The organism is Actinomadura geliboluensis, assembly GCF_043197915.1.
GTDB lineage: Bacteria > Actinomycetota > Actinomycetes > Streptosporangiales > Streptosporangiaceae > Spirillospora > Spirillospora geliboluensis.
Map to the genome: position 1 here is coordinate 892,030 of NZ_JBICUA010000001.1, position 19,886 is coordinate 911,915.

General features: G+C 67.6%; 23 protein-coding genes. 14 read left to right on the forward strand and 9 right to left on the reverse strand.

Features of this window, described 5'->3' with window-relative positions; translation table 11 throughout:
* Positions 1-3 precede the first annotated feature (3 nt).
* Both ACGFI1_RS04210 and ACGFI1_RS04215 read left to right on the forward strand, forming a co-directional pair.
* Entirely contained in the window at positions 4-579 is a 576-nt protein-coding gene (locus tag ACGFI1_RS04210; protein ID WP_386867172.1) for a TetR/AcrR family transcriptional regulator, read from the forward strand.
* A 76-nt stretch (positions 580-655) separates the two neighbouring features.
* Positions 656-1,417 (forward strand): glucose 1-dehydrogenase, encoded by a 762-nt coding sequence (locus tag ACGFI1_RS04215; RefSeq protein WP_138638277.1) that lies wholly within the window; start codon positions 656-658, stop codon positions 1,415-1,417.
* A gap of 32 nt (positions 1,418-1,449) precedes the next feature.
* Here the strand turns inward: ACGFI1_RS04215 and ACGFI1_RS04220 are convergent, their stop codons facing one another.
* Entirely contained in the window at positions 1,450-2,823 is a 1,374-nt protein-coding gene (locus ACGFI1_RS04220; RefSeq protein ID WP_392782738.1) for an amidase, read from the reverse strand.
* A 71-nt stretch (positions 2,824-2,894) separates the two neighbouring features.
* On the opposite strand from ACGFI1_RS04220, the gene ACGFI1_RS04225 reads away from it, so the two are divergent.
* The 4 genes from ACGFI1_RS04225 (at position 2,895) to ACGFI1_RS04240 (ending at position 5,417) form a co-directional block, all read left to right on the forward strand.
* The gene (locus ACGFI1_RS04225; protein WP_386867178.1) at positions 2,895-3,446 is read left to right on the forward strand and encodes a TetR/AcrR family transcriptional regulator; all 552 of its coding nucleotides are present in this window, start codon (positions 2,895-2,897) and stop codon (positions 3,444-3,446) included.
* Positions 3,447-3,854: 408 nt separating this feature from the next.
* Positions 3,855-4,076 (forward strand): hypothetical protein, encoded by a 222-nt coding sequence (locus ACGFI1_RS04230; protein ID WP_392782742.1) that lies wholly within the window; start codon positions 3,855-3,857, stop codon positions 4,074-4,076.
* The gene (locus tag ACGFI1_RS04235; RefSeq protein WP_392782744.1) at positions 4,069-4,668 is read left to right on the forward strand and encodes a DUF2637 domain-containing protein; all 600 of its coding nucleotides are present in this window, start codon (positions 4,069-4,071) and stop codon (positions 4,666-4,668) included. Before ACGFI1_RS04230 ends, ACGFI1_RS04235 begins: the two co-directional genes overlap by 8 nt.
* 215 nt (positions 4,669-4,883) lie before the next feature.
* Positions 4,884-5,417 carry a hypothetical protein gene (locus ACGFI1_RS04240; protein WP_392782747.1) on the forward strand — a complete coding sequence of 178 codons (534 nt, stop codon included), beginning with the start codon at positions 4,884-4,886 and terminating at the stop codon, positions 5,415-5,417.
* Positions 5,418-5,465: 48 nt separating this feature from the next.
* Here the strand turns inward: ACGFI1_RS04240 and ACGFI1_RS04245 are convergent, their stop codons facing one another.
* From ACGFI1_RS04245 to ACGFI1_RS04255, 3 genes are all read right to left on the reverse strand, one after another.
* Positions 5,466-5,729 (reverse strand): hypothetical protein, encoded by a 264-nt coding sequence (locus tag ACGFI1_RS04245; protein ID WP_392782752.1) that lies wholly within the window; start codon positions 5,727-5,729, stop codon positions 5,466-5,468.
* A 926-nt stretch (positions 5,730-6,655) separates the two neighbouring features.
* Positions 6,656-7,201, reverse strand: coding sequence for a restriction endonuclease (locus tag ACGFI1_RS04250; RefSeq protein WP_392782755.1), 546 nt, complete (start codon positions 7,199-7,201; stop codon positions 6,656-6,658).
* Positions 7,202-7,269: 68 nt separating this feature from the next.
* Positions 7,270-9,555 (reverse strand): protein kinase domain-containing protein, encoded by a 2,286-nt coding sequence (locus tag ACGFI1_RS04255; RefSeq protein ID WP_392782758.1) that lies wholly within the window; start codon positions 9,553-9,555, stop codon positions 7,270-7,272.
* 1,076 nt (positions 9,556-10,631) lie between these two features.
* Between ACGFI1_RS04255 and ACGFI1_RS04260 the strand changes: the two genes are divergently transcribed.
* Positions 10,632-11,087, forward strand: coding sequence for a hypothetical protein (locus ACGFI1_RS04260; RefSeq protein WP_392782761.1), 456 nt, complete (start codon positions 10,632-10,634; stop codon positions 11,085-11,087).
* A gap of 67 nt (positions 11,088-11,154) precedes the next feature.
* Positions 11,155-11,652, forward strand: coding sequence for a DinB family protein (locus ACGFI1_RS04265; protein ID WP_392782764.1), 498 nt, complete (start codon positions 11,155-11,157; stop codon positions 11,650-11,652).
* A 6-nt stretch (positions 11,653-11,658) separates the two neighbouring features.
* Here ACGFI1_RS04265 and ACGFI1_RS04270 read toward each other — a convergent pair whose 3' ends face one another.
* The 3 genes from ACGFI1_RS04270 to ACGFI1_RS04280 form a co-directional block, all read right to left on the reverse strand.
* Positions 11,659-11,811, reverse strand: a complete 153-nt coding sequence (locus tag ACGFI1_RS04270; protein WP_392782767.1) for a hypothetical protein — start codon at positions 11,809-11,811, stop codon at positions 11,659-11,661.
* A 63-nt stretch (positions 11,812-11,874) separates the two neighbouring features.
* Positions 11,875-13,221, reverse strand: a complete 1,347-nt coding sequence (locus ACGFI1_RS04275; RefSeq protein ID WP_301175978.1) for a sensor histidine kinase — start codon at positions 13,219-13,221, stop codon at positions 11,875-11,877.
* Positions 13,218-13,904, reverse strand: a complete 687-nt coding sequence (locus ACGFI1_RS04280) for a response regulator transcription factor (RefSeq protein WP_171069396.1) — start codon at positions 13,902-13,904, stop codon at positions 13,218-13,220. The genes ACGFI1_RS04275 and ACGFI1_RS04280 overlap by 4 nt, the downstream gene beginning before the upstream one ends.
* A 27-nt stretch (positions 13,905-13,931) precedes the next feature.
* Between ACGFI1_RS04280 and ACGFI1_RS04285 the strand changes: the two genes are divergently transcribed.
* From ACGFI1_RS04285 to ACGFI1_RS04305, 5 genes are all read left to right on the forward strand, one after another.
* Positions 13,932-14,453 (forward strand): hypothetical protein, encoded by a 522-nt coding sequence (locus ACGFI1_RS04285; protein WP_392782771.1) that lies wholly within the window; start codon positions 13,932-13,934, stop codon positions 14,451-14,453.
* Between the two features lie 24 nt (positions 14,454-14,477).
* The gene (locus ACGFI1_RS04290; RefSeq protein WP_386867217.1) at positions 14,478-15,077 is read left to right on the forward strand and encodes a sulfite oxidase-like oxidoreductase; all 600 of its coding nucleotides are present in this window, start codon (positions 14,478-14,480) and stop codon (positions 15,075-15,077) included.
* Positions 15,047-15,802 (forward strand): ferredoxin reductase, encoded by a 756-nt coding sequence (locus ACGFI1_RS04295; protein WP_386867219.1) that lies wholly within the window; start codon positions 15,047-15,049, stop codon positions 15,800-15,802. Before ACGFI1_RS04290 ends, ACGFI1_RS04295 begins: the two co-directional genes overlap by 31 nt.
* Before the next feature lie 47 nt (positions 15,803-15,849).
* A complete protein-coding gene (locus ACGFI1_RS04300; protein ID WP_138641000.1) occupies positions 15,850-16,134 on the forward strand; it encodes a DUF6510 family protein in 285 nt (94 codons plus the stop codon).
* 106 nt (positions 16,135-16,240) lie between these two features.
* A complete protein-coding gene (locus ACGFI1_RS04305) occupies positions 16,241-17,575 on the forward strand; it encodes an MFS transporter (RefSeq protein ID WP_392782775.1) in 1,335 nt (444 codons plus the stop codon).
* 51 nt (positions 17,576-17,626) lie between these two features.
* On the opposite strand, the gene ACGFI1_RS04310 is transcribed toward ACGFI1_RS04305, so the two are convergent.
* Positions 17,627-18,256, reverse strand: a complete 630-nt coding sequence (locus ACGFI1_RS04310) for a PaaI family thioesterase (RefSeq protein ID WP_392737304.1) — start codon at positions 18,254-18,256, stop codon at positions 17,627-17,629.
* Between the two features lie 251 nt (positions 18,257-18,507).
* Here ACGFI1_RS04310 and ACGFI1_RS04315 point away from each other — a divergent pair, with 251 nt between their 5' ends.
* Entirely contained in the window at positions 18,508-19,032 is a 525-nt protein-coding gene (locus tag ACGFI1_RS04315) for a DUF4870 domain-containing protein (RefSeq protein ID WP_387067701.1), read from the forward strand.
* 1 nt (position 19,033) lies between these two features.
* Here the strand turns inward: ACGFI1_RS04315 and ACGFI1_RS04320 are convergent, their stop codons facing one another.
* A complete protein-coding gene (locus ACGFI1_RS04320; RefSeq protein WP_392782779.1) occupies positions 19,034-19,858 on the reverse strand; it encodes a TIGR03619 family F420-dependent LLM class oxidoreductase in 825 nt (274 codons plus the stop codon).
* Positions 19,859-19,886: the final 28 nt, after the last annotated feature.

Here is a 19,886-nt window from a genome sequence, read left to right on the forward strand (position 1 = left end):
CCCATGGACACCCGCCCGATGCGGGCCGACGCCCGCCGCAACTACGAACGGCTCATCACGACCGCCCGGACCGCGTTCATGGAGCACGGCACGGGCGCCTCCCTCGACGACATCGCCAAGCGCGCCGGGGTCGGGTCCGGGACGCTGTACCGGCACTTCCCGACACGCGACGCGCTGCTGCACGCCGTGCTGCGGGAGCGGATCGACGGGCTCCTCGCGCACGCCGACGAACTGCTCTCCGACCCCGACCCGGCCGGCGCGGAGGCCGCCCTCGGCCGCTGGCTGCGCACCTACCTCGCGGGCGCGGCGACCCCGCGCGGCACCTCGACCGTGATCATCGAGGCGATGTCGGCGGAGTGGGCCGACACCGGCCTCGGCGCCGCCGCGGCGGCGATCTGCGACGCGCTCGGCCGGCTGCTGGCGCGGGCGCAGCGGGCGGGGGCGGTCCGCGCCGAGCTCGACCCGCGCGACCTGCTCCGGCTCACCAACGCGATCGGGGTGGCGTCCGAGCGCACCCCCGACCCGGCCGCGTACGCCGACCGGATGCTGACCCTGCTCTTCACCGGGCTGCGCGCCTGACGCCCGGGGCCGCCTTGTTCCGTTGACCAAGCGTTCGCTAGGTTAGCCGCAGGCTTACGGGCGACGAGGAGCGTTGATGGGTCAGCTGGACGGCAAGGTGGCGCTGATCACCGGTGGTGCGCGCGGGATGGGCAAGTCGCACGTCCGCCGGTTCCTGGACGAGGGGGCCAAGGTCGTGTTCGGCGACGTCCTGGAGGAGGAGGGCGCCAAGCTCGCCGCCGACCTCGGCGACGCCGCTCGCTTCGTCCGGATGGACGTCACGTCGCCGGACGACTGGCAGACCGCCGTCGAGACCGCGACGTCCGCGTTCGGCGCGCTGAACGTCCTGGTCAACAACGCCGGGATCATCCGGCACAAGACCATCGAGGACATGGGCCTCGACGAGTTCCGGCAGATCCTCGACGTGAACCTCGTCGGCCAGTGGCTCGGCGTGAAGTCGGTGACCGCGCCGATGCGCGAGGCCGGTGGCGGCTCGATCGTCAACGTGTCGTCCACCGAGGGGTTCATCGGCGCGTCCGGCCTCGCCGCCTACAGCGCCAGCAAGTTCGGCGTCCGCGGCCTCACCAAGTCCGCCGCGCGCGAGCTCGGCGAGTACGGCATCCGGGTGAACTCCATCCACCCCGGCGGCGTCGTCACCCCGCTGTTCATGCAGGACGACATCATCGCGGCCAAGGCCGACAGCGCCGACGCGTTCCTGAACTCCCTCCCCCTCGGCCGCATGGCCAAGTCCAAGGAGGTCTCGGGCCTGGTCGTCTACCTGGCGTCGGACGACTCGTCCTACTGCACCGGCAGCGAGGTCCTGGTCGACGGCGGCATGCTGACGGGCGCGGGCTACTGAGAGACGGGCCGCCCGGAGGCGGCCCACCTCCCCTACGGACGCCGCTCGGTCCACCCCTCGACGGCCTCCAGCTGCGCGGCCAGCGAGATGAGCGTCGCCTCGTCGGAGTCGTGCCCGAGCAGCTGCGCCCCGATCGGCAGACCGCGCTTGGTCAACCCGGCCGGGACGTTCACTCCCGGCCACCCGAGCACATTCCACGTCCACGCGTAAGGGCAGGCCGCGGCGACCCCCGACTGCGTCTTCTGGTAGCCGGCCCCGTCGAACGCACCCACCCGCAGCGGCGGCTGCGCGGTAGTGGGCGTCAGCACGACATCGGCGATCTGGAAGATGCGCCCGACCTTCCGCCGCAGATGGGGGTCCATCTTCTTCGCCAGCGGCAGCAGCCGCTTCCCGACGACGCGTCCGATGCGCGCCTCGACCTCCGTCCGGGGTTCGGGCCGCGGATTCGGCAGCGAGTCCAGCCAGTCGGCGACGCCGGCCGTCCCGCGCGGAATGAGCCCGAGCCCGACCAGCCCGTAGTCGGGATCGGCCGGGAACACCTTGTGCCCGAGATCGGTCAGCCTCCGGGCCAGCCGCTCGACCGCCGCCCGAATCTCCGGATCGAGCTTCCCGCTGACGCCGAACGCCGTCCGGAAGGAAATGGCGATCCTGAGCCGCCCCGGCTCTCGCCGAGCGGCCTCCACGAAAGGCGTCGTGGGCGGATCGACCTGATAGACATCGTCCGGGTGGCTTCCGCTCAGCACATCAAGCATCAGAGCGGCGTCCTCGACGCTCCGCGCCAGCGGCCCCCAAACGGTGATCCCGTTGAACGGATCGGTCTGCGGATACCCCGAAACCCTCCCCCGCTGCGGCTTGATGCCGACGAGCCCCGTCCACGCCGCCGGGATCCGGATCGACCCGGCCCCGTCGGAGCCGACCGCCGCCGCGACCATCCCCGCCGCCACGGCCGCCGCCGAACCCCCCGACGACCCGCCCGGCGTGTAGTCGGGATTCCACGGATTCCGCGCGCACCCGTACTCGGGCGACTCGCTGAACGGCCACAGCCCGAGCTCGCACGTCGTCGTCTTCCCGACGATGACGGCCCCGGCCGCCCGCAGCCGCCGCACCACCTCCGCGTCCCGCACCGCCGGCCGGTGGTCCCCGGCGACCGCGAACGGCGTGGTCTCCCCCGCCAGGTCGGTGTCGTCCTTGATGGCCACGGGCACCCCGAGCAGCGGCAGCCGCTCGCCCTCCGCGAGCCGCTTGTCGGCCGCCAGCGCCTCCTGCGCCGCGGCCTCCGCCCGCACCACCCGGAACGCCCCGAGCGACTCCTTGCGCCCGATGCACTCCAGGCTCTCCTCGACCAGTTCGCTGGAGGAGACGTCCCCCCGCGCCAGCGCCGCCGCCTGCCCCGCCAACCCCAACACGCGACCTCCCGGTATCGTTCGTTCGAACGAACGATACTGAACGCGCACGACGTAGGGAAGACTGTGCACCGATGAGCGCCCGCGACGAGATCCTCCAGGCCACCCTCCGCCTCATCGGCGAGCGAGGGATCGGCGCCGTGACCAACCGTGCCGTGGCCCGCGCGGCCGGCGTCTCCCTCGGCTCCCTGACCTACCACTTCCCGAGCCAGGAGGACCTCCTCCGCGAGGCCCTGCACACCTTCGTGGAGCAGGAGATAGCCCGCATCACGGCCTACGCCACGGCCCTCGCCGACTCCGGCGTGGCCCCGGCCCAGGCCCCCGACCAGGTCGAGAAGGCGATCCTCGACTTCACCGACGGCCCCGAGCAGATCGCGAACCTCGAACTCCACCTGCACGCCGCCCGCGACCCGGGCCTCCGCGAGACCTCGAAGCGCTCCGTCGCCGCCTACGACGACCTGGCCACCGCCGTCCTCACGGCCCTCGGCATCCCGGACGCAGAACGCCACGCCCCCGCGATCGTCGCCATGCTCTACGGCCTCGCCATCCGCCGCCTCGCCACCGGCGACCCCTCCGGCACCGCCGACGCGTTCCGCCTCCTCCTCCTGGGCGCCCTCCCCCGCTGAAACGGCTTCTGGCCCGCACGGCCCCAGAGCGGGGTTACGGGGCCGTGCGGGCCAGAAACCTGTCTCAATCAGGAACCTCAGTCGGAACCTCAGCCGACGCTCGCTTCGCTCTCCGCCTGTGCACCTCCGCCGTCTCTTAGTTCTGACACCCGCAACGCTAGGCCCCCCACCCCCGCAACAGAACGCCCTTAAGCCTCACTTAGGGAAGGGCTCACCCACTCTTATTTAGAGCCCGTCCGAAGCCGTCCGGGAAAGTCGTACAGAGAGCCGCTCACCTGCAAAAACGGCGGAAGGAGCTCAGGGGAACAGTCCAGTACAGTCGAGCGCTGTCGGCTTGACCCGACCTGTGTTGGCTCCCGAGATTGGCTCCCCTAGCTCCCTCCCTCTCCGCAGGGAGGAGGCCACCCCATGGCCCTCGAAATCACCGAAGCAACGATGACCGCGACGGTAAACGGCGAGGTCATCGCCACCGGAAAGCGCGTAGGGGACGTCTGGCACGTCACCACATGGCCGCGCCTACTCGACCGCAACTCCGCAATCACGGCCCTGTCTCTAGCCGAACGCGTCATCACCCACGGCGAGGACGACCCGTGCAGCATGGAGTGGCGTAGGGAGCTGGCACGTGACTGACCGCCTCATCTGGATCACTACTGCGCTCGCCGTGGTGGCGGTGGCCGCCGTGGCAGCCGTCATCTCGTACCGCCACGCCTACGAACTCGTCCACTCCCACGGCGAGGCTGGCCCCACGGCGCGCCTCGTCCCGTTCACCGTGGACGGCCTCATCTGGGCAGCGTCCATGGTGATCCTGGATGCAAGCCGCCGGAAGCAACCCGCACCACCACTGGCGAAGTGGAGTCTCGCCGTAGGCATCGTGGCGACGGTAGGCGCCAACGTGGCGCACGGCGCCTCTCACGGCCCCGTCGGCGCGATAGTCAGCGCATGGCCGGCACTCGCCCTCGTAGGCTCCTTCGAACTCCTGATGACCCTCACACGCGCCGCAGCCAGCTCAGACCTCGTCCCGAACGAGGGACGCACCAAACTGGTACAGCCGCGCACCAAAGTGGAGCAGACACCGGAACAGGCAGTGCTGAACGAGTACAGAGCAAGCTTGCGGGGCCCTGGCCGCCCGCTCTCCCAGCGCTACCTAGCCGAGAAACATGGCATCGACCGGCGCAAGGTCAAACAGATCATTACCGCTTCGGAGCACTCGACCCCAACCTGAGCCGCGATAGCCCCAGTCACGCCCATGACTGGGGCTATCCGCCTCCCGTTACTTAAACAGGAGTTCCATGACCCGCACTCACTCAGGCAGTGGCCAGTGCGGGGGACGCACCGACAACCTTATACAGGCCCAATCAAACGAGAAGCACCCTGCCAAGCGCTATAGACTTGACCCGCGGTAGGCGACAACACCCTACGACAGGACAAGGCCCCCCGATGAACCTCGATGGGACAGTAAACGTAAGCGTGAAACTTTCCTGGCAATTTATAGGTGATATAACGCTAGACATTGACGACAACATCACTTTCCCGTCGATGCGTTCAATTTACAACAGGGGTGGCGTATATCGCATCGTTGGGAGGCGGCCAGTCCATGCCACGGGCACCTCCGAGCAACCTTCTCGCTGGTGGCTCTACATTGGCCAATCAGGCAATATTCAAGCTCGCATGAATAAGTATCGCAATCCAAGTCCGGACCAGAAAACAAATGTCCGAATAAACAGTGCGCTACGCTTCGAGTTGGAGCGGGGCACGGAAGTGGCATTGTTTATAGCCCACAGGATGGAAATCAAGGTTGGTCGACAGTGGATGAACCTTGACACTGGCAGCACGACACAGAGAACCCTGGCCGAGTGTGCAGCACTCATCCAAACCTACCAAACCGAAAATCTACTCGATGTTGATTTGCTAAACAGAGGTCTAGACGATTCGGTCGACCGTGAATTCAAAGATATCCCCTGGCCACATTGACAACCTCTTCCGCCGAAATGGGCTAGCATAAACCTGCTGTACGCACGTTCAGGAAAATGCGGCGGCGGTTGACCATATGCGCTCGAAGCTCTCCAGGTAGGTGCTGGACATATCGCCGTCTCCGGATCTGCGGAGTTGCAGGACGGGGGCATGGGACGCTGCGATCCCGTAGGCGTGGGGGTTGATCAGAAGATTGTCATCGGCGCGGTAGATGGAGTTGTAGAGCACGGTGTCATGGAGCCGGATCTCAGCGCCGTCCACGTCCCGCAGAGCCCGGTAGCGTACGAGGGCGTTGCGGATCATTGCGGCCATGGACTCGCCTACGCCCTCGTCACTGCCGCGCTCTAGCAATGCATGTCCCGTCCGGGTCACCGAGCAGGATGCGCACGGAGACGCCGTCACATGCCCTCTCGGCGAGCGCGCGCATGATGCCCATGTCCCCGGCGAAGAGTCCGGCGTAGGCCAGAATGCCGATCTCGTACCGCGCACTTTGAAAGAGCCTTTGCCATACAGGACAAGGGACGGCCCACCGGTGCGGGTAGGTCGCTAGGACGCCGATCGTCGGTGACGCCGTCCGAACGTCCGCCATGGCGAGCTGCGGCCACAGCTCCGCCTCGTCCCGTCCGACGAGGGACACGATTCTCGTCCGGTGGCGCGGGTACGGCACGCGTCCAGCGGCTCATCGGTGGACGATCTTGGGGTCCACTCTCAACCGGGCCGCAATGCCGGCTTCGGTCAGCACGCGTCCCCTGCGCCCCCTTATTCGGGATCTTGTCGAGAGGCAGTCCAGGTCAGTCGCATCCCGAGTCGCTCACCTGCAAGAACAAGGGATGGAACCCAAGACCCAGTCCGGCACAGTTGGCCCGTTGCCCCCACCGAAGGGCGTTGGCTCCCGGTTCTATCCCCAGACTCCTCCCCCTCAGAAGGGAGGAGGCCACCCCGTGCCGTAGAAATCACCGAGGCCAAGATGACCGCCGCAGCAAACGGCAATTCATAGCCCACGGCCGCTCGCTCCCGGCCACCTGGCAAGTCGTCACTTGGCAAATCCCTCGGGAGCGCATCGAGCGATCACAGCCCTCACGCTCGCCTACCACCTAACCGCCCACATCGAAGAAAGTCCTCATGGAGCTGCCTGAGGCTACAAACCAGCCACCACCTGCTTGCGTTCGAAATCACGACCGCACTTACCACCACCGCAGTCTAATAGTGGTGGCGATTCACGGATGCACACATCAAAGCTAAGCGCTAAGTCCTATCAGCAACTGAGATACGTCCACTGAAGCCCCGCCGTTGATTGTCGCGATGGCAAGCGAACCAGTTTTACCGTCAATCAAAACGTCACCATCTCCTCTGACTTCAAATGCAGTAGATTTGTCAGATACTGTGGCGAGCGCTATGCCATGAGTCTTCGCGAAGTTGATAGCACCGACCTGATATGGAGCCGTTGCAAACATAACGGCCTTATGGGCACCCACACTTTGTTTCTTCTGGTTCAGAACTTGCACCAACTCGCGCTTTATTGGGTTCTTATGCTTTTTGGCCTCCACCAGTACCAGGAAAGACATGCCCATGAGTTCATACCTGATCGTGGCGTCAAAGTCATAAGTGCCGTCGGCTGCTTCTATGACTTCGTGCAACCTGACTTCGATATTGTCCACCAGCGATTCGGCTGCCATAAACTCTCGACAGACGAATTTCTCAAAATCTGCGGGAGTGACATCCGCGAGAGGTCGCCGATATGTCACATCGGAGGCAGTAGGTTCATCAGACATTCTTGTAATCACTCAAATCGATGATATATATGGCACTTCTACTCAGAATCCCGTCATACTCTAACTCTCGGTAGGCAATTTCAACCTCCGATTGAACCTGATGCGAGGCTGCTCATTACATTGCGCAATGCTTCACAGAGTTTAAGGGCATCACTACGTGTCATAGCCTTGGGGTGCCATTCCAAGAAGAACTCAAACTCGCCCCGCTGACCAGGGTGACGCAGCGCGCCGTACGTAGTTCGATAGGGAGCGATGGCATTGTCAATCCAACGATTAAGGATGCCCCGCATCTTTTCGTTGGAAGTATTCTCAAGGGAGACTCGTTGAGTCGGCTTAAAATGCATGTACAGATAATTACTCGTAGCCGACTTGCGCGAATGCGCCCCCTCTCTCCATTGTGGGGCTATTTCCCAACTACCTGCTGCGTTGGCAAAAGACGTGATCTCGCCCTGTGGAGGGTACCCCATCATCTGATAGAAAACTTCCTCCAGGTAACGCTGAGTGCCAATGCTGCCATCCTGATCAGTATGGCTGAGATCTTGATTTATCCGGCCAAGCCTCTCGATGATAACCGCGAAGTCCTGGATTCTATCTTCTGGCGAGAATTGTACGCAGTCTCGATAGAGATCAATCGTCGCCTTCGCCGCCCCCACAGGACACGATTGGGCCAAGGTTTGATTGAGACGATCAACATTGTTGTTAATATTGATCGGCTCCGGATCGTCATTGACAAAGCTGAAATACATCAATTGTCCGAATGAATAAACATCCAAGGCTGGGGTTCTACTTCTCGCTGCCTTGGGATTAAAAGCAACATATTGCTCGGGTGCGGCATAATACACAACACCCATAGCGGTCTTTGTGGCTTTCTGCGTCTGGGTACTAAACCAGGCGAGATCGAAGTCCGTTAGATAAGGCCAATAGATACCGTCCGGCCCGTACTCGCAAACGATATTTTCCGGCTTTATATCCCTATGGATTACATTATGCAAATGGGCGTGCTGTATCGCCTCTGTGCATTTAAGGAGCAGAACAACAATTTCACTGGGCTCCATGAATCGGCCGATAGCGAGATCTCTCAGATTATCGCCATCAATATAATCCATGACGAATCCTGGCGGGCAATCACTGTAGTCATGAACATTTACTATGCGGGGGTGATTAAGCATCCGCATAGCGTCGTAACCGTTCTTGAAACGCCTGACCTTCTCCCTGTCAGACAGTTCACTCGCGTGAAATAGCTTATATGCGAGCTTCCTGTCATCATCACACTTCAGTCGCCACACTTTACCAAAACCGCCGGCGCCTATCTGCTTATCCAGGAGGCCCCAACGTGTCTTGGTCCCCGGCTCTACAACGCCCAGTTCGCTCTGGAAACGAAGTAGCGTAGCCTTGCAACTTCTAAACTCCTCTCGTTGGGAGAGGCCTTGAATTTGCTCTTTGCGCGCAAACCAGTCGCTGATTGCCTCCAGTCTCCGGCAAGCCGCGGAGTAACCTTCCGTCCGCCAGTTAACATCCGCCGACCGAAGCTTATTATATTGATTGAGATGGTCTCGGGCCTCGCGTTCAATGAGCGCATATTCTTGTTCGGGTCTAGGAGGTGAGAGCACTGGGGTAAATCCAGTTCCCATTATCACTCGACCTCTTACTCGGCCGCCAAAAACAGGCTCTTGCCGAAGGCCGTCTACTGACGCCATTTCTCGCGAAACTACTTCATAGAGACTGTGTACTGTGACATCTCCGACATGATCGGCCGCATAGCCCAGTAGCGCATGCAGCAGGTAGTAGGTGAAGATGCCGTGCCCTAAATTGGAACTCTCCAGAGCCTTTTGCTCCGGCGCGCATGCCGCAATTACTACAGCTGATGGATCGGACTGGCGAACGACTGCTTGAACGTCAGAGTTGGAGATTTGGCGCGTAGAAAGAGGCCCATTTGTTCCGCTAGCAGCCGTGCCAGAGTGGCAACAGTCTAGGATAATGATTACTTGCGTCGAGGATTCTTCTGGCGACTCGGCAACACTCATTAGAGTGGCGAGATTTACCCCCTCATCGAAGTCTTGATTGTCATGAGTCACCAGGAACGCGCCTATATCGTTGATGACACCATGTCCGGCAAAATAGAAAAGAATCTTCTCGGCGCCAGAGTTCTTCGCCTCTAGCAACCACCTCAATATCGCTGCCTTAGTGACCTGCTCATCAAGAAATAAATCAACTTTGAAATCATACTCGGCAAAGGTGAGAACTTCAGCGACTTCCTCAGCATCGTTGACGCAGTCTCTGAGTGCAGGCCAACGGCCCCCGTATGAGCTCACTCCAGCAACGAGAGCAATCTTTCGACCCACTATGCCACCCCTGTCCTTGCGCACCAAAAGTTATGGTACTGGGTCAACCAGCGGGTTCGTTGGCTGTTGCGGCGGTTTCGGCCAGATTAGGCCGCACAGCTGGCGCCTACAAGGACGCCCTGGGCCGGTGAAGAGGTCCCGCGCATCTCGCGGGGCTCTTGGACTGGCCTGGGTGCCGTACTCGTGGTCTCCGGCCCGTCAAGTCCTCCGAACGTGACCTCATACGAGACGGCGCCCATGGTCCTTCAACCGCCCAGCGAGGCCGACGCCAGTAACGATGGCATCTCCGACTTGAGTCCGTCCGGCTTGTGATTGGCCATGCTGGGCGCTCACCTGGGGGGCACAGGTTCTCCGTCGACCCCACCGCGAAGGGCCTGCGGGTTCGACCGCCACCTGTAGGCGAGGGAGTGTCCTCCATGCTGACCTAGGGCGAGACCATGACGACGCTCAGCCGTCGCGTATTCGGCATCGCCGACATGGCCGTGGACGCGTTGCGCAGCCCCAGGACGCAACAAGCGGCGGAGCCTCAAGGCCGGCGGAGCCTACCGGGAACACGGCCTCGTGTTCTGCCACGAGGACGGGCGACCATACGCCGCGCAACACGACACCGGTACTGCTTCACCAAGGTGCTCAAGGCAACGGACCTCGGCCATGTGAAGGTGCCCGCCCAATCTGCGGCACGCGTTCGCCTTCATGTTGAGTGCTCGCGACCTGCCCAAAGAGGAGATCATCATCCTCGTCGGGCACTCCGGCACGTAGATCATCGAGACCGTCTACCGCCACCAGCTCAAGTCCGAGATCCGCGACGGTGCCGAGCACTGAACGGCATCTTCGCGAGCAACACCGCAAAGTCGGTGTCGGCGTGTGACTCCCGTGTTGACTTTCCCAGACTCCCAACAGACTCAGCACGCTCCTCTGCCTGTGGCGCCGCAGGATCCGCCCCCGTACCTCACTTGGGAACCCGCTGCACCGCGCTTATTCGGGGGGGTGCGGGAGGGGTGGCGGGCGTAGGAAAAGAAGAGTCTTCGTTACGTTGCGTCTCTCATATGTCACTCTGGGTTATGTTCTGACTGCATGTCGGACGAACATGGAGGGGTTAGATGCGCGTAGGGACGAAAGTCGGTGCGGGGCTGGTGGCGGGCATGCTCGCCGCGGGGACGCTGAGCGTCGCGACGGCCGCCCAGGCGGAGCCGCCGCCGCAGCCGGGGCAGCAGCAGGAAGAGGAGGGGCACGGGCCCGGGGCGATCATCGTGGGGCCGGAGGGCGCCGCCAAGGCGATGGACCGGCTCCTCTCCCGGGACGAGGAGCGCGTCCACTGGTGCCACGGGACGGTCCTGCCGTCGGACGGGCTGAACGTCCGTACCGGGCCGGGCCTCGGGTACGTGAAGGTCGGTGCCCTGGCGCACGGGACCCACGTCCGGACGGACTGGGACACCATCCAGCGCCGGGACGGGTACCTGTGGGTCCGGATGAGCCCGCAGCGCTGGATCGCCGACTACAAGCTCGGCAACGGCAACGGCAACGGCAAGTGGTACGTCCGGTACTCGGACTGCTGACCGGGCGGGGCCGCCGCCCTACGGGACGGCGGCCCGCTCGCATGTCGCGCAGTTGTAGCGTTGCCGGATGGAACAGGTGCCGTACACCGGCGGGGAGAAGGAGAGCCTGAAGTCGGCTCTCGATCGGCATCGTGATGTGGTGCTGTGGAAGCTTCAGGGGTTGGACGAGGAGCAGGCGCGGCGGGCCATGACGCCGTCCGGGACGAGTCTGCTCGGGTTGACGAAGCATCTGGCGGCCGTCGAGTACTCGTGGTTCTGCGAGACGTTCGGGCGAGAGACCGAGCCGCTGCCGTTCGACGACGACGATCCGGACACCGATCTGCGGGTCAAGCCCGGTGAGACGACGGACGGGATCGTCGCGTTCTACGGGCGGGCGAGGGCGGCGGCGGACGAGGTCATCGAGGAGCTGGACCTCGAGGCGCGCGGGACGGCCTGGCACGGGGCGACGGTGACGCTGCGGTGGGTGCTCATCCACATGGTCGAGGAGACCGCGCGGCATGCCGGGCACATGGACGTCGTCCGGGAGCTGATCGACGGTGCGACCGGTGACCACGCGCGGGACTAGGGGCCGCTAGTACGAGCTGGGCGCCGTCGGGATGTTGCCGCCGGCGAGGACGCCTGCGACGGCGATGGCGGCGGCGATGAGCAGGCCCACGACGGCGATCGCGGCGGCGGCGGCGTACTGGGAGCGGCGCGGCGCGTACGGGGAGCGCGGGGGCTTCATGCCGGTCACGTTAGGGCCGCCCGGCGGCGGGAGCCGCGTGGTTAAGGCGGATTTAAGGCCGCGTTAGGTGCGGGAGTGGCGGCGGCGGCCGACGAGGCGGCGGGAGCGGCGGGCGGGCGGGAGCCAGCGGGTCCGGAACCACATCTGCACCTGGGCGCCGCCGAGGACGCTGCGGTGGATGCGCAGGTAGCCGCCGGTGGACTCGGCGGCGCGGCGGGCGATGTCGAGGCCGAGGCCGGTGGAGCCGCCGCCGCTGCTGCCGCGCTTCAGCGCGGCGTCCGGGTCGGCGATGCCGGGGCCGCCGTCGGCGACGAGGATGCCGGTGACGCCCTGCCCCTGGTGGAGGGTGACGACGAAGCCGGTGCCCTCGGCGGTGTGCCGGAAGATGTTGCCGAGCAGGGCGTCGACGGCGGCGGCGAGCTCGGTGCCGGGGATCGGCAGCGGCGCGGGGCCCTCGGCGCCGATCAGCTCGCAGGAGCGGCCCTCGTCCTCGGCGAGGACGGACCAGAACGCGACGCGGTCGCGCAGCACCTTGGACGCGTCGCAGCTGCCGCGCCCGGTGGGCCGCCGGACGGTCCGGATGATCTGGTCGACCTCGCGCTCGATGCGGTCGACGGCCTCGCGGGTCTGCTCGGCGACGGGGCCGTCCCCGAGGGCCTCGGCGTTGAGGCGGAGCGCGGCGAGCGGGGTGCGCAGGCGGTGCGACAGGTCGGCGGCCATCTCGCGTTCGGCGGACAGCAGCTGGACGACGTGGTCGGCCATCGCGTTGAACGCCAGGCCCGCCTCGACGAGTTCGGGCGGCCCGTCCGGTTCGATGCGGACCGACAGCTCGCCGTCGCCGAACGCGCCCGCGGCCTCGGCGAGCCGCCGGGTGGAGCGGATCATGCGGTTGCCGAGCCGGTCGGCGACGGCGACGGACCCGGCGACGAGCGCGCAGGCGACCGTCGTCATGACGAGCCACGCCTTCCAGACACCGCGCGACAGGTCGTCGTCGGGGAGGAACACCTCGACGACGGCGGTGCGGCCGGCGTCCAGCGACACCGGCTGGAGCAGGGCGTACCCGCCGTTGACGCGGGCGGTGTAGGAGCGGCCGCGGCGCCCGGCCTCGGTGAGCTGCTCGGGACGGGCGCTGAAGTCGCCGTGGGCGTCGCGCGGGACGAGCCCGCCGTCCGGCAGGTGCACGGTCATCCGCCCGGCGGCGCCGGCCTGGGTGCTGGCGACGGCGCGTTCGAGGGCGGCGGGGTCCTCGGTGACGACGAGGACGGGCCCGAGCGCGCTCGCCTGGCGCTCGGCGGTGGTGAGGGCGCGGTCCCGGGCGATCTCCCGGACGGTCAGCGCGAGCGGGATCAGGAACGCCAGCGCGACCATGGAGGTGACCGCCAGGGACACCAGGACGAGCGTCTTCCTCATGACCGCGGGTCGGGCTCGGCCAGCCGCACGCCGACGCCGCGGACCGTGTGCAGGTAGCGGGGCGCGGCGGCGGTCTCGCCGAGCTTGCGGCGCAGCCAGGACAGGTGGACGTCGATGGTCTGGTCGTCGCCGTACGCCTGCCGCCACACCTCGGCGAGCAGTTCGCGCCGGGCGACGACCCGGCCGGGGCGGGCCGCGAGGTAGGCGAGGAGGTCGAATTCGCGGCGGGTGAGTTCGAGCTGCTGGCCGTCCAGCATCGCCTCGCGCCGGTCGAGGTCGATGTGCAGGCCGCCGACGCTCAGCTCCGCGGCCGGCCCGGAGCGCGCCGACCGGCGCAGCACGGCGGCGAGGCGGGCGCTGAGGTGCTCGATGGAGAACGGTTTGATCAGGTAGTCGTCGGCGCCCGCGTTGAGTAACCGGACGATCTCCGGTTCGTCGTCGCGGGCGGTCGCGATGATGACCGGGACGTCGGAGATGCCGCGCAGCATCTTCAGCACCTCCGCGCCGTCGAGGTCGGGGAGCCCGAGGTCGAGGACGACGACGTCGGGCGGCGACTGCGTGACCTCGCGCAGCGCGTCCATCGCGGTGCCGACGCTGCGCACGACATGCGACCGCACGCTCAGTTCCCGAATTAGGGCGGTCCGGACATTCGCGTCATCCTCGACCACCAAAACACTCGCCATGGCGGAACCGTATGCCACCATGTGCCCATGCGTCGCGCGATGTCGTATGTTGCCCCGTGGGCCGGGGTGACCGCGCTCGCGGTCGCCTTATCGTGGCTCGGGGTGCGCGACGTCGTGCGCGGCGCGGTGTCGGAGCGCTCGGCGCCGCCGCCGATCGCCGGGCCGGTGATCCACTCCAGCCCGGCGGCGCCGCCGGGGCCGCCGGCGATCGGATCGCCGACCGCGCGGCCGAAGCCGCCGGACGGCGCGGACCGGGCGCCCACGCCGACGAAGTCCGCGAAACCGCCGCCGCCCGGCAAGCCCTCCAAGACCCCGCCGAAGACGCCCGACAACGTGCGCAGCTACGCGACCCGGGGCGGGCGCGCCGCGATGTCGATCGAGAAGGACCGGGTGCGGCTCGTCTCGGCGACGCCGAACCCCGGCTACGAGACGCGCGTGACGCAGGCCGAGGGCTGGCTCCGCGTCGACTTCCTGGACGACGAGCACACTTCGTCGGTCATCGCGTCCTGGTACGAGCACGAACCGATGGTGAAGGTGTACGAATATTGAGCCGAGCCGGGGAAGGACGACGCCATGCCCATCATTTCGCGAGGTTTCCGCGGACGGCGTCCCTCCGGGGACCACGAGCTCCCGCCCGGCCAGTACGAGACGTCCGATTTCCCGGTGCTGTCGGCGGGTCCGACCCCGCAGGTCCCGCTGGACGAGTGGGAGTTCACCATCAGTACGGAGAGCGGCACCGACCACCGGTGGAGCTGGGACGACCTGATGGCGCTGCCCGCGGAGACGCCCACCGTCGACCTGCACTGCGTCACCAAATGGTCAAAATTCGACACGGAATGGCGAGGCGTTTCTTTGGACGTCCTTTTCGAGGACGTGGAGAGCGCCGCCGATTTCACTCTCGTCCACTCCTACGGCGGCTACACGACGAATCTGCCGCTGGAGGATCTGCTCGACGGCAAGGCATGGATCGCCTACGGCTATGACGGCGGAGAACTGCCTCCGGAGCACGGCGGCCCGGCCCGCCTCCTCGTCCCGCACCTGTACTTCTGGAAGTCGGCGAAGTGGGTGCGCGGAATCCAGCTCGGTCTAGAGGACGAGCCGGGGTTCTGGGAAAGCGCCGGCTACCACGACTACGGAGACCCATGGCGGGAGCAGCGGTACCAGGGCGACTAGGCGGGCGGCTGCGCTGGCACACCGCCGAGCTGGTGGAGCGGCGCGCCGAGTCGGCGACGGCCGCGACGCTGGTGTTCGACGTCGCCGGGTGGCCGGGCCATCTGGCGGGCCAGCACGTCGACGTCCGGCTCACCGCCGAGGACGGCTACAGCGCGCAGCGCAGCTACTCGATCGCGTCCGCGTCCGGCGGCGGGCGGGTCGAGCTGACCGTGCAGCAGGTCGCGGACGGCGAGGTGTCGCCGTACCTCGCCGAGGAGATGGCGCCGGGCGACCTCGCGGAGTTCCGCGGGCCCGTCGGCGGCTGGTTCGTGTGGCGGACCGAGCAGACCGAGCCGGTGCTGCTGGTGGCGGGCGGGTCGGGCCTCGTCCCGCTGATGTCCATGGTCCGGACGCGGCGGGCCGCCGGGAGCCGCGTCCCGTTCCGGCTGCTGTACTCGGTGCGCGGCCCCGACGACCGGCTCTACGCGCGCGAGCTGGCGCACACCGACCCCGGCCTGGACGTGACGCTCCTCTACACGCGCACGTCACCGGACGGCCAGCCGCGCAAGCCCGGCCGGATAACCCCGGAAGACCTCGTCCAGTACGGATGGCCCGCCGACTTCGAGCCGTCCTGCTACGTGTGCGGCCCGACCGGCTTCGTCGAGAAGGCCGCCACGTACCTGGTCATGCTCGGCCACGCCCCCGAAAGAGTCCGGACCGAACGCTTCGGCCCCACCGGCGGATGACCCGCCGGCGGACGGCCTGGCGGGCGGACGACCCAGCGGAGGATGACATGACCGCCCTCGACGACCAGGACGACGCCTTCACCGACGGCAACGCCCTCGCGGGCGCGCTGTCGGAGGTCTTCGCGGTCGACCTGACCGCCGCCGAGAGCCGCTGCGCCAACTGCGGGCGCACCGGGCCGGTCGGCGCGCTGCGCGTCTATGCACGCGCGCCCGGGTTCGTGGCCCGCTGCCCGGGATGCGGCCACGTCGTGCTGCGCCTGGTGCGCGGCCCCGGCACCGTCTGGCTCGACCTGCGCGGGGCGGTCGCGCTCGCCGTCCCGGTGGACGACTGACCGCGACGCTTCGGCGATTTCTACCGTTTCGGCGGCGACCCCGGCGGGAAACAGCAGATCACAACTCCTGGGGCCGGCGGGGGCGGTCGGAAAGGTCAGAGCTCCCATGGTCCTGGATCCCGGAGAGGCCGGCCGCGCCCGCGCGGCGGACGCCGGCGAGCGGCGCGCGCAGGTGCGCAAGGCCGCCGCCGCGAGCGTCATCGGCACGTCTATCGAGTGGTACGACTTCTTCCTCTACAACACGGCCGCGGCGATCGTCTTCAAGGACGTGTTCTTCCCCGAGTCGAGCGACTACGCGGGGACGCTGTCGGCGTTCGCGACCTACGCGGTCGGGTTCGCGGCCCGCCCGATCGGCGCGGCGATCTTCGGGCACTGGGGCGACCGGCTCGGCCGCAAGGCGACGCTGATCGTCACGCTGGTGCTGATGGGGGTGTCGAGCGCGCTGATCGGCGTCCTGCCCGGCACGGAGACGATCGGCTGGGCGGCGCCCGTGCTGCTCGTCGTGCTGCGCATCCTGCAGGGCATCGCGGTCGGCGGCGAGTGGAGCGGCTCGGTGCTGCTGTCCATGGAGTGGGGAGACCGTAAGCGGCGCGGGCTGATGGCGAGCCTGCCGCAGCTCGGCGTCCCGATCGGGCTCATCCTCGGCACCGGCATGATGACGGCGATCGCGCTGTCGGCGGAGGACGCCTTCAAGGACTGGGCGTGGCGCATCCCGTTCCTGTTCAGCCTGGTGCTCGTCGCGATCGGGCTGTGGGTGCGGGTCCGGGTGATGGAGACGCCGCTGTTCGCCGAGGTCGTCGCGCGGAACGAGGTCTCCCGCGTCCCGGTGGCCGAGGTCGTGAAGCGGCACCCGCGGGAGATCGTCCTCAGCGCGCTGCTGCGCTGCTCCGAGCAGATGCCGTTCTACCTGTTCACCTCGTTCGCCCTCACCTACGTGGACGACCACCTGGAGATGGCGGAGGGCCTCGCGCTCAGCGCGGTGACGGCCGCGGCGGTGCTGGAGCTGTTCACGATCCCGGCGGCCGGGCACCTCGGCGACCGGATCGGCCCGCGCCGGGTGTACGCGGCGGGGTCGCTGCTCGTCGCGGTGTTCGCGTTCCCGTACTTCCTGCTGCTGAACACCGGGATCGCGGCGCTGATCGTCGTCGCGGTGGTGGTGGCGCAGATCCCGCACGCCGTGCAGTACGGGCCGCAGGCGTCGCTGATCGCCTCGGTGTTCCCGACCCGGCTGCGGTACGGCGGCGCGGGCATGGGGTACCAGCTCGCGTCGGTGTTCGCGGGCGGTCCGGCGCCGCTGCTGGCGACCTGGCTGCTGCACGACTACGGCTGGCAGGCGATCTCGATCAGCATGATCGTGGCGTCCGCGCTGACGCTGACGGCGCTGAGCCTGCTGCCCGCGCCCGCCGCCGACCACGCCGCACCGGCGACCGCGAAGGCGTGACCCCCGCCGCCCGGGCGGCCCGCGCCGCCCGGGCGGCCCGGGCGGGCCGGGTCAGGAGTGCGGGACGAACCGCTGCGGCATGATGAACATCGCGGTGGCCTCCACCGTGACCCGGCCGTCCGGGCCGCAGATCGTCCCGGACGCGTAGACCTTGCGCCCCTCCACCCGGCTCGCCTTCGCCTCCACCGAGAGCGGGACGCCGAGCGGCGTCGGCCGCCGGTAGCGGGTCTCCAGGGTCGCGGTCATGCCGGGCGTGCCGGACGCGGCCGCCGCCATGCCGAGGACCTGGTCGAGCACCATCGCGGACACGCCGCCGTGCACGTAGGACGGCGGCCCCTCGTAGACGGTGCTCAGGGTGAACTCCCCGCGGACGATGCCGTCCGAGCTCACGGTCAGCTCGACCGGCGGCGCGAGCGGGTTCAGGGCGCCGGTGACCGGGTTGCCGATCTGCCGGTCCATCCGGCGCTCGCCGGACGGGACGAACGGCGGCGCGTCCCGGCGCGCGGCGGCCAGCCGCGCGGTCAGGGCCTCGACCTCGGCGGCGACGGCCGCGGCCTCCGCGGCGCCGACGCTCGTCAGGACGGTGGCCTCGGCCAGCGCGCGGACGCGGGCGGCGAGGCCGCTCAGGGCCGCCGCCTCGTCCTCCGCCAGTACCGGCCGCTCCATCGGGATCCCGCTCATTCAGCCTCCTCGCGGGGCGGTCCCCCGTGCCGCCGCCCCATAGCCGAACGAAATTCTAAAATAGCGCGCCGACCGCCGCGGACGCGGGTCCCGCTCAGCGGTGCGGCGGCCGCGCCCGCTCAGGACCGCGAGACCGGGCCGGCGACCGTCCAGCGGCCTCCCGCCCCGCAGAGACCCGCGTCGGCGAGCCCGATTGAGATAGATTCCTGCAGTATCTCCCATCGAGGCACCGCAGAGCGCGAGGACAGTACGTGACGGACCAGCCCCCGCCGCCACCTCCCGAGCAGCCGCCGCCCGGTCAGCCACCCCCCGGCCAGCCGCCGCCGTACGGGCAGCCGTACGGGCAGCCGCCGGGCGGCTACGACCCGCGGTGGGGCTACGGCCCGCCTGGCTCCCCCTACGGCGTGCCGATGCAGGGCCCGTCCGAGGAGACGACCTGGGCGATCTTCGCCTACATCGGGAACGCGATCATCGGGTTCCTGCCCGCGCTGATCATCTACCTGGTGAAGAAGGACACCTCGCCGTTCACCAGGTTCCACGCGGCGCAGTCGATGAACATGCAGCTCACCATGCTGATCCATCTCCTGGCGGTGCTGGCGGTGTGCGTGCCGCCGGCGATCGTCATGGAGGCGCCGGCCTTCCTCGCCCTGCTGCTCTTCCCGTACCTGGAGCTGCTGATCGCCGGATGGACGTTCATCATCCTCGGCGCGGTGAAGGCGGGGAAGGGGCAGTACTACCGCTTCCCGACCTTCTTCTGCTACCGCATGATCCGCTAGCTCACAGGTAGGCGCGGGCGTACCCGTCCAGCACCGGCAGGACGGCCTCGCGGTCGCCGGCGGGGACGCGCAGCACGACCTCCTCGATCCCGAGCGAGCCGTAGTAGCCGAGCTTCTCCGGGGTCGGCAGCGTCCCGAACGGGATCACGGGGACCATGGCGCGTCCGGCGTCCGCGCAGGCGCGCCGCAGGCCGGGCAGCGCCTCGCGGATGCCCGCCCCGCCGATCGGCAGCCACCCGTCCCCGTACTCGGCGATGTGCGCGAACAGCGTCGGGCCCGGCGCGCCGCCGAGCAGCACCGGCACCCTGCCGGCCGGCTTGGGCCACGACCAGGACGCCTCGAAGCTCACGAACTCGCCCTTGAAGGACGCCTCCTCGTCCGTCCACAGGGCCCGCATCGCGAGGACGTGCTCGCGCGCCACGGCCCGCCGCCGCTTCCACGGCACCCCGTGGCCGGCGCCCTCCTCGGCGTTCCAGCCGTACCCGACGCCGAGCGCGACCCGTCCGCCCGCGAGCCGGTCGAGCGTCGCGACGGCCTTCGCGGTGACGATCGGGTCGCGCTGCGCGGGCAGCAGGATGCCGGTCCCGAGCGTGATCCGCTCGGTCGTCACGGCCGCCGCGGCGAGCGCCACCAGCGGGTCGAGGGTCCGCGCGTACTCCTCGGCGAGGGTGTCGTCCCCGGTCGGCGGGGGCGTCTCGCGGGCCACCGGGATGTGGGTGTGCTCGGGGACGTAGAGGGAGGCGAAGCCGCGCTCCTCGGCCGCCCGCGCCAGCTCGTGCGGCGCCATCGTCCGGTCGGTGGCGAACATCGTGACCCCGAGCCGCATGCGGGCCCTCCTTCTCCCGGTTCCCCGG